The organism is Paraburkholderia antibiotica, from assembly GCF_012927125.1.
Lineage (GTDB): Bacteria > Pseudomonadota > Gammaproteobacteria > Burkholderiales > Burkholderiaceae > Paraburkholderia > Paraburkholderia antibiotica.
In genome coordinates this window covers 147,232-157,865 of the sequence record NZ_JABBFZ010000010.1, presented here as the reverse complement: position 1 = coordinate 157,865, position 10,634 = coordinate 147,232, and the positions used below count along the sequence as shown (strand labels likewise).

The window sequence follows — 10,634 nt, the reverse complement described above, 5'->3', positions numbered from 1 at the left end:
ACTCAAAGGAAACAGCAAACGCCTTCGCTGCAATCGATGGGTCGGCCGGTGCTCCGGTCGGAGCGATCCGACCGGCACGCATGGAATTTGCACTAAGCTCGTTCATCATCGTTGGTACGCCGCACCGGCGCCCACGGCGGTCTTGCCTGCGCTGATCGCCACGCCACCCTTGACCTTGATGTTCTGCGTGATACGTGCAGTACTGCCAAACGCCACAGCCTGGTAGCCCGAGTAGTTCGCCGTGCCGATACCGAACGAGAAGTTCTTGTTCATATCGACCTCCGGAATCATCGACAGCGCGGTAGCCGCGGCCACACCCGAGTACGCGTTACGAGCGACGTCGTTGATCTGGTTCTGGACGCTGCCCACCGCCCTGTTCAACTGGCCGACGTTGACAGCGTCGGTCGCATTCACGCCATCCGCCACGTTCGTGATCCGGCGCTCGCTACCCTGCGAGCCGACGGACACCGTGTTGTCCTGCGTTGCAACCGAGCCGGCGCCCAACGCCACCGAGTTCGAACCGACAGCCGACGCCGACGCGCCGAGAGCGACCGAGTTGTTGCCGGATGCCAGCGAGTTCGCGCCAATCGCGACCGTCGGATCCGCAACCGCCCGTGCGTTGTAACCAATCGCCACGGCCCCCACGTAGGTCGCCGCCGCACGGAAACCGATGGCAGTCGTGTTCTCCGCGCTCGCCACCGCATTCGAGCCGTAGGCCGTCGCACCGTCGGCGCTAGCCGTCGAACACAGACCCGTGCCGGTCGCGTCGATACCCGACACCGACGAGCAACCCGCGGCCACCACGTTGGTCACGGCAACGCCGCTTTGCCCGCGTGTCTGCACCGTGCCGTTGGTGTTCATACCGCCCACCTGCGTACCGCTGAACAGGTTGCCGCTGCTGGCGGCGGTACTGATCTGGCTGACTACCGGTTCGATCGTGGTCGACAGCGAAGCGACCGTCGAATTCGTCGTAGACAGGCCGGTCGACAACGAGCTCACACCCGTCGACAGCGAATTCACGCTGGTCGACAACGAACTCACGCTCGCCGAAGTCGAGGTGGACAGCGACGCGGTGCTGGTCGAGGTCGACGCCGAAACCTGATCGAGCGCCGTCGACAGCGAGTTGACGCCCGTCGAGGCCGACGCCGACAACGAACTCATGCCGCTCGACAGCGAGGTAACGCCGCCGACCACATAGTCGATGCTCGTCGACACGGAGGTCGACAGGCTGGTCAGGTTGCTGTTCGTCGTCGACAAACCGCTCGACAGCGAATCCACACTGGTCGACAGCGAACTCATACCGGTGGAGGTCGAAGTCGACAGATCGGCCACGTTGCTGTTGGTGGTCGACAAGCCGGTGGACAGCGTGTCGACGCTCGTCGACAGCGAATCGATACCCGTCGAGGTCGACGACGACAGGCTCGCGACCGTGCTATCCGTGGTCGACAAACCGCTGGAGAGCGAATTGAACGTGGTCGACAGCGAACTCACGCCGGACGAAGTCGAGCTCGACAGGCTGGCGACCGTGCTATCGGTCGTGGACAGGCCGCTCGACAGTGCGGCGATACCGCTCGACGCCGACGTCGACAGCGAGTCGATGCCCGTGGACGTCGAAGCCGACACCGAGTCGAGGCTCGTCGATACCGACGCGATACCGACCGAAGTCGAGGTCGACAGGCTGGTCATGTTGCTGTTCGTGCTCGACAGGCTGCTCGACAGCGACGAGATACCGCTCGAAGCCGACGTCGATACGCTGGCAATGCCCGAGTTCGTGGAGTCGAGGCTGGTCGACAGCGACGAGATGCCGGTCGATGCCGAACTCGACAGGTTGACGACCGTCGTGGACAACACACCGAAGCCGGTGGACAGCGAAGTCACACCCGTCCACAGCGTGCTGATGCTCGTCGACGACGAAGCCGACAGCGTCGACAGCATCGTCGACAACGAATTCACGTTGCCGAGCGTCGCCGTGGACAGGCTGCTTACCGTGCTGACCGTCGAGAACAGACCGCTGGACAGCGACGAGACCCCCGTCGACGTCGATGCGGACATGCTGTACAGATCGCTCGACGTGGTCGACATACCTGTCGACAGCGAATCGATTCCGGTCGAAGCCGACACCGACAGGCTGAACACGTTGCTGTCGGTCGTCGACAGTGCCGTCGACAGCGACGCGACGCCCGTCGAACTCGACACCGACAAGCTGGCAACCGTGCTGTTCGTCGTGCTCAACCCGCTCGACAGCGAAGCCTGCCCCGTCGACGTGGACACCGACAGACTGCCGATATCGCTGTTAGCCGTCGACAAACCGGCCGACAGCGACACGAGTCCGGTCGACGCCGAATACGACATGCTCGACAGCGTGCTGTTGGTCGTCGACAGATCGGTCGTCAGACCCGCGATACCCGCCGACGCGGAGACCGAGAGGCTCGCCTGGCCCACCGACAGATCCGCGATGTTGCTGGTGGCCGACGACAAGCTGGTCGACACGGAGCTGAGGCCGGTCGAGGTCGACGTGGACAGGCTCGCGATGTTGTTCGTCGCCGTCGACAGACCGGTCGACAACGACGACAGGCTCGTCGATCCCGAGACCGACAGGCTGGCCACCGCGCTATCGGCGCCCGACAGGCCGGTCGACAGCGAGTTGATGCCCGCGGAGGCGGAAACCGACACGTTCGTCAGCGCATTGTTCGTGCTCGACAACCCGGACGACAGCGACGCAACACCCGTCGAAGCCGAGGCCGAGACCGAGTTCAATCCGGTGGACAGCGAGTCGACGCTGCTCGTCGCGCCGGCCAGACCGGTCGACAGCGACGTGATACCGCTCGAGGTCGAGGCGGACAGGCTCGTGATGGTGCTGCCGGTCGTCGACAGGCCGGTCGACAGCGAGTCGATTCCGGTCGACGTGGAGGCCGACACGCTGGCCAGCGTGCTGCTGGTGCTGGCGAGGCCGGTCGACAGCGAGGTCACGCCGGTCGAGGTGGACGTCGACAGACTCGTCAGGTTGCTGTTGGTCGCGTCGAGACCCGTCGACAGCGATGCGACACCCGCCGAGCTGGAGACCGACAGGCTCGCGAGATTGCTGTCAGTGGTCGACAGACCGCTCGACAGCGACGTGACACCGGCCGACGTCGATGCGGACAGGCTGGTGATGGTGCTGGTCGTGGTCGACAAACCGCTCGACAGCGAAGACAGACCCGTCGAACTGGAGACCGACAGATTCGTCAGCTTGCTGTCCGTCGTCGACAAACCGCTCGACAGCGAGGTCATGCCGACCGACGTGGAGCCGGACAGTTCGGTGAGATCGCTGCTTACCGTGTCGAGACCCGTCGACAGCGACAGGAGGCCAGTCGAACTGGACGCCGACAGACTCGCGACGTTGCTGGTCGTGGTCGACAAGCCGCTCGACAGCGAATTGACGCTCGTCGACGTGGATGCCGAGAGGCTCGTCAGGTTGCTGGAGGTCGTGTCGAGTCCCGTCGACAGCGATGCCAAACCGGTCGAGGCCGACACCGACACGCTCGATAGGTTGCTGTTCGTCGTGGACAGCCCGCTCGACAGCGAACCGACACTGGTCGACGTCGACACCGACAGGCTCGCCACCGTGCTGTCCGTCGTCGACAGACCGCTCGATACCGACGCAATGCCCGTCGAGGCGGACAACGACGCCGTTTCGAGGCCGGAAGACAGCGACGCGACATTCGTCGTTGCCGTCGACAGGCTGGTCGACAGCGAGTTCATGCCGGTCGAGGTGGACGACGACAGGCTCGTCAGGTTGCTGTTGGTCGTGTCGAGCGTCGTCGACAGCGACGACATCCCCGTCGAGCTCGACACCGACAGGCTCGCAATGCTGCTCGTCGTCGTCGATACCGCGCTCGACAGCGAGCTCACACCGCTCGACGCCGACGTCGACACGCTCGCCAGATTGCTGTTGGTCGTGTCCAGATTCGTCGACAGCGTCGAGACCGTGCTGTCGGTCGTCGCCAGACCCGTCGACAGGCTATCGATGTTGTCCGACGCCGTCGACAGCGTCGTCGAGGCCGACGCTGACAGGCTCGCGACACCGGTCGACAGCGACTTCACGCCGCTCGAAGTCGACACCGACACGCTCGTCAGATTGCTATTGGTCGTGTCGATCGACGTCGACAGCGACGAGATGCCCGCCGATGCCGAGACCGACACGCTCGTCAGGTTGCTGGTCGTCGTATCGAGACCGGTCGACAGCGACGTCAGGCCGGTCGAGGCCGACACCGAGAGGCTCCCCACCGTGCTGTTGGTCGTATCGATGCCGCTCGACAGCGACGTCATGCCGGTCGACACCGAGTTCGACACCGTGTCGATACCCGCCGACAGCGACGTGACGCTGCTCGCCACACCCGTGAGGCCCGTCGACAGCGAATCGATGCCCGTCGAAGTGGACGACGACAGGCTCGTCAGGTTGCTGCTGGTCGTGTCGAGCGCGGTCGACAGCGAGGCCGCACCGGTCGAGGCCGACACCGACACGCTGGCGATATTGCTGTTCGTCGTCGACAGACCCGTCGACAGCGAATCGACGCTCGTCGAGGTCGACACCGACAGGCTCGACACCGTGCTGTTGGCCGTATCGAGACCCGTCGACAGCGACGCGATGCCGGTCGAGTTGGACGTCGACAGACTATCGATGCCCGTGGACAGCGACAGAACGCTCGTCGAAGCCGAACCCGACACGACGGCCAACGTGCTGTTGGTCGTATCGATGACCGTGGACAACGAGGCCATGCCGGTCGATGCGGACACCGACAGGTTCGCCACCGTGCTGTTGGTCGCGTCGATGCCCGACGACAACGACGTCATGCCGGTCGACACCGAGTTCGACACCGTGTCGATACCCGCCGACAGCGACGTGACGCTGCTCGCCGCGCTTGCCAACCCCGTCGACAGCGACGACACGCTCGTCGAGCTGGAGGCGGACAGGCTCGCCACGTTGCTGTTGGTCGTGTCGAGACCCGTCGACAGCGATGCCACACCGGTCGAGGCCGACACCGACACACTCGCGATATTGCTGTTCGTCGTCGACAAGCCGCTCGACAGCGAGCTCACGCCGCTGGAAGCCGAAACGGACACGCTGGCGAGGTCGCTGTTGGTCGTATCGAGCGACGTGGACAGCGATGCGACCGTGCTGCCGGTCGTCGACAGGCCGCTGGACAGGCTGTCGATGTTGCTCAGCACCGTGGACACGCCGCTCGACATCGAAGCGGACAGCCCCGTCACGCTGGTCGACAGCGAGTTCATGCCGGTCGAGGTGGACGACGACAGGCTCGTCAGGTTGCTATTGGTCGTGTCGAGCGTCGTCGACAGCGACGACATCCCCGTCGAGCTCGACACCGACAGGCTCGCAATGCTGCTCGTCGTCGTCGATACCGCGCTCGACAGCGAGCTCACGCCGCTCGACGCCGAACTCGACACGCTCGCCAGATTGCTGTTGGTCGTGTCCAGATTCGTCGACAGCGTCGAGACCGTGCTGTCCGTCGTCGCCAGACCCGTCGACAGGCTATCGATGTTGTCCGACGCCGTCGACAGCGTCGTCGAGGCCGACGCCGACAGGCTCGCGACACCGGTCGACAGCGACTTCACGCCGCTCGAAGTCGACACCGACACGCTCGTCAGATTGCTGTTGGTCGTGTCAATCGACGTCGACAGCGACGAGATGCCCGCCGAAGCCGAGACCGACACGCTCGTCAGATTGCTCGTCGTCGTATCGAGACCGGTCGACAGCGACGTCAGGCCGGTCGAGGCCGACACCGACAGGTTCGCCACCGTGCTGTTGGTCGTATCGATGCCCGACGACAGCGACGTCATGCCGGTCGACACCGAGTTCGACACCGTGTCGATACCCGCCGACAGCGACGTGACGTTGCTCGCCACACCCGTGAGGCCCGTCGACAGCGAATCGATGCCCGTCGAGGTCGACGAGGACAGGCTCGTCAGGTTGCTGCTGGTCGTGTCGAGCGCGGTCGACAGCGACGCCGCACCGGTCGAAGCCGATACCGACACGCTGGCGATATTGCTGTTCGTCGTCGACAGACCCGTCGACAGCGAATCGACGCTCGTCGAGGTCGACACCGACACGCTCGACACCGTGCTGTTGGCCGTATCGAGACCCGTCGACAGCGACGAGGCCGTCGTCGATGCGGAAGAAGACACGCTTGCGAGCGTGCTATTGGTCGAACCGAGGCCCGTCGACAACGACGCGACGCCCGCCGACGCCGACGTCGACACGCTCACGAGCGTGCTGTTCGTCGTGACGAGGTTGGTCGACAGCGATGCGATGCCGGTCGACGCCGACGTCGTCGCCGTATCGAGGCCGCTCGAGAGCGACACGATACCGCTAGCCGCACCGGCGACGCTGGTCGACAGCGAATTCACGCTCGACGCGGTGGACGTCGACAGAGTCGAGATGTTGCTGCCAACCGCGTCGAGACCCGTCGACAACGATGCCGCGCTCGTCGAGGCGGAAGCCGACAGAGCCGCGACGCTGCTGTTCGTTGCCGTGAGGCCCGTCGACAGCGAGCCGACGCCCGCCGACGTCGACGCCGATACGCTCGTGAGCGTACTGTTCGTCGTGTCGAGCCCGCTCGACAACGACGCGATGCCGGTCGACGCGGACGCCACCGCCGTATCCAGACCGCTCGACAGCGACGTGATGCTGCTCGTCGCACCGACCAGACCCGTCGACAACGAACTCACGTTGGCCGCGGTGGAGGTGGACAAGCCGCTGAGATCGCTCGTCAACGTGTCGACGCTGGTCGACAGCGATGCAACGCCCGTCGAATTCGAAACCGACAGGCTCGCGACCGTGCTATTCGTCGTGGAGAGGCCAGCCGACAGCGAGCCCACGCTGGTCGACGCCGATGCCGACACGCTCGACAGCGTGCTTGCGGTCGTGTCGAGGCTGGTCGAAAGCGAATCGACACCCGTCGATAGAGACGTGATGCTGCTCGTCGCGCCCACGAGGCCCGTCGACAGAGAAGTCACGTTCGCGGCCGTCGAAACCGACAGGCCGGTCAGGCTGCTGTTCGTGGTGTCGAGACCGCTCGACAGCGACGCGATACCCGCGGAGCTCGAAGCCGACAGGCTGCTGAGGTTGCTGGTGGTCGCGGACAGGCTGGTCGTCAGCGCATCGGTACTGGTCGAAGCCGACGCGGACAGGCTCGTGATCGTGTTATTGGTCGTGTCGACACTGGTGGACAGCGATGCAATGCTGCTATCGGTCGTGACGAGACCGCTCGACAGCGACGTGACGTTGTCGGCGACCGTCGAGATGCTGCCCGACAGCGAAGCCAGGCCCGTCGATGCGGAAAGCGACAACGCATTGACGCTGCTGTTGGTCGAATCGAGCCCGGTCGACAGCGTCGTGAGACCCGTCGACGTGGACATCGACAGCGAGTCGATGCCGGTAGACAGCGAGCCGATACTGGTGGTCGCGGTGGAAAGTCCCGACGACAGCGATGCGACGCTGGTCGAGGTCGAACCCGACAGACTCGCGAGATTGCTGTTGGTCGTCGACACGCTTTGCAGCAGCGACGCGGCGCTCGTCGACGCCGACGTGGACACGCTCGCGATATTGCTGTTCGTCGTGGACAGACCCGTCGTCAGCAGATCGATTCCGCTTGAAGTCGACGACGACAGGCTCGCCAGATTGCTGTTGGTCGTCGTGAGCGACGAGGACACGCTCGAGATGCTGCTGTTGGTGGTCGAGATACCCACCGACAGGCTGCTGATGCCCGTGTCGATCGTTGCGATGCTGGTCGACGTCGAACCGGACAGGCTGTCGACGCTGGTCGACAGCGACATGACGCTGGTCGACGTGGAGTTCGACAGGCTGAACAGGTCGCTCGTCGTCGTCGACAGACCCGTCGAAAGCGACGTGAGACCCGTCGAGCTGGAGACCGACAGGCTGAACACATTGCTGTCGGTCGTGCTCAGCGCTGTCGACAACGACGTGACGCTGGTCGAACCGGAAACCGACAGGCTCGACACATTGCTGATCGCCGACGACAGGCTCGTCGACAGCGACGAAATGCCCGTGGAAGTCGAAGACGAAAGGTTCGCGATGTTGGTGTCGGTATCGGCGAGGCTGGTCGACGTCGACGTCGAGAGGCTATCGACGCTGGTCGACAGCGACGCATAGCCGACCGACATGGACTGCGACACGCTCGCGACGCCGCTCGACACGCCGGCGAGACCGGTCGACAGCGAGCCGAGGCTCGTCGACGCGGAAGACGACACGCTCGAAAGCGCGCTGGTGGTCGAATCGAGACCGGTGGACAGCGAATCGACACCCGTGGAAAGCGTCGCCATCGTCGTCGACAGCGCGCCGATGCCGGTCGAGCTCGACACCGAGAGGCTCGCAACCGAATTATCGGTCGAGTCGAGCGCGGTCGACAACGACGCGATACCCGACGACGTCGAGTTCGACAGATTCGTGACGTTGGTGTTGAGCGCGTTCGTCGCGTTCGACGTGGACATCGAAAGCGTGTCCATGCCGGAGGAAATCGAGGCGACGCTGGTCGAGACCTGCGTAGTCAAGCCGTCGAGCGTCGTCGACAACGGCGCGATCGACGTCGATGCGGAAACCGACAACGAAATCAGACTGCTCGCCGTCGTCGACAGGCTGCCCGACAGCGCGCTCACGGTGGTCGAGACCGACGTTACGCCCGTCGACAGCGAATCGACGCTGGTCGCCGTGGTCGTCGACAGCACGGCCATGCTCGAATTCGTCGAACTGATGCTGGTATTCAGCCCTGCAATGCTGGTGGATGCCGAATCGGAGAGGTCCTGGATCGACGTGCTGAGTGTGTTGAGACCGGTCGAGGTGGACAGCGACAGCGCCGACAACGAGCTGTTGGTCGCCGCGATAGAGTTCGACGACGACATGGACAGGCTCGTGATGGCGTCGGTCGTGGTCGAGAAGGTGCTGGAGGTGGAGCTGGACAGATCGGTGAGCGAGCTGTTCGTCGAACTCAGGCTCGCGGTCAACGTGGAGAGGCTCGCACCCGTGGTGGTCGACAGCGAGGTGAGCGAGCTGTTCGTCGTCGACAGGCCAGTTGCCGTCGACATCGACAGGGTGCTCAGGCTGACGTTCGTCGAACTCAGCCCCGAGCTCAGGCTCGTCATGCCGCTCGACGCGGACGCGGACACCGCCATGAGATTGCTATTCGTTGTCGACAGGCTCGTCGTCAGTCCGCTGATTCCAGACGACGTCGACGCGTTCAACGCGTCGATCGAGCTATTCGTCGTGGACAGGCTCGCGTCAAGCGAAACGATGCCGCTCGACGTGGAGATCGAGAGCACCGTCATGCTGGAGTTGGTCGTGGAAAGCCCGGTGGAAACAGAAGCGATCGCCGTGGACAGGCTGCTGTCGCTGGTGCTCAGCTGGTGGACGGTTACCGCGTCCTGCTGTGCCGAGCCGTCGGCCACGTTCGTGACGCGACGCAGCGTCGTGTCATTGCCGACCGACACCTCACCTGCCGCGGTCGTGCCGGTCAGATAGGCCGTCGTTGCCGGCACTGTTGCGCTCGTCGTGCTACCGGCGCCGATCGCTACGCTATTGCTGCCTTGCGCATTCGCGCCGCTGCCGATCGCGACTGCGTCCGTTGCGGTATTGGTCGTGCCGTTGCCGAGAGCGATCGCTCCATCGGCCGTCGCGGTCACGTTATTACCGAGTGCGATGGTTCCTTGCCCCGTCGCCACGTTCGAACTGCCGAGCGCAACCGCGCCATCACCCGTAGCGGTCTGTGCCCGGCCGACTGCCACCGCGCCACCCGTCGACGACCCACCGTTCGCGGTGGTCGCAGCCGAACCGATTACCACGTTCTGACCCGTCGCGCCCGCAACGCTGCTATCACCTTCCGCGATCCCGTACGCGCCACTTGCGGTCGCCGCCTGACCAATCGCGATGCCCGAAATCGCATCGCTGGTGACGTTCGAGGACGCGCCGATCGCAATGCCGCTCGTACCGGCCGCCGTGGCCAGCGTGCCCATGGCGATCGTATCAGTGCCGGATGCGGTCGCGTAGGTGCCGTACGCGAACGAGCCCTGCCCCGACGCGGTGCTATTGATGCCGAGCGCGGCCGCTCCGGCACCCGAAGCAACAGCGCCCCACCCCATTGCCGTGGCGCCCATCCCCGTTGCTTGCGAGCCGCATCCGGTCGCAAGCGAGTTCAGACCATACGCCAGAATGTTCGCACTTTTGCCTGCCGCATTCGTCGATGTGGCGGACAAAGCGACATTTCCGATGGTTTGCGCCGCCGACGACGTAGTAAGGAATCCTGTCGTGTTGCCGGTCGTCACACCGTCACCGGCGTTGGTAGCCGTTGCGGTCCCGACTGCGGTCGTCTGCGCACCAAAGCCGTACAGACCATCGGTGTACATCGAATCGCTACCGTAGATCATTGACGACACACTGCTGCCGTTCGCCGGAGTCAGCATCCCGCACGCCGCACTGCCCGCCAGTGCTACGCCGGTGAACGATGCGCTTAGCGTATTGCCGTTAGTGGTGACAGTCCCGGTACTATCCGCCGAGTTGTTCGTCGAGCCTGCCACAGCGACAGCCGCCATCGTGGGAGCTATGTCGCTTATATAGACGCCCCCAG

Annotated in this window: 1 protein-coding gene; it reads right to left on the bottom strand. The window is 64.4% G+C overall.

The window, feature by feature from the left end:
• Positions 1–105: 105 nt before the first annotated feature.
• Positions 106–10,584 carry a YadA-like family protein gene (locus tag HHL14_RS17940; protein WP_329601683.1) on the bottom strand — a complete coding sequence of 3,493 codons (10,479 nt, stop codon included), beginning with the start codon at positions 10,582–10,584 and terminating at the stop codon, positions 106–108.
• Between the last annotated feature and the right edge of the window lie 50 nt (positions 10,585–10,634).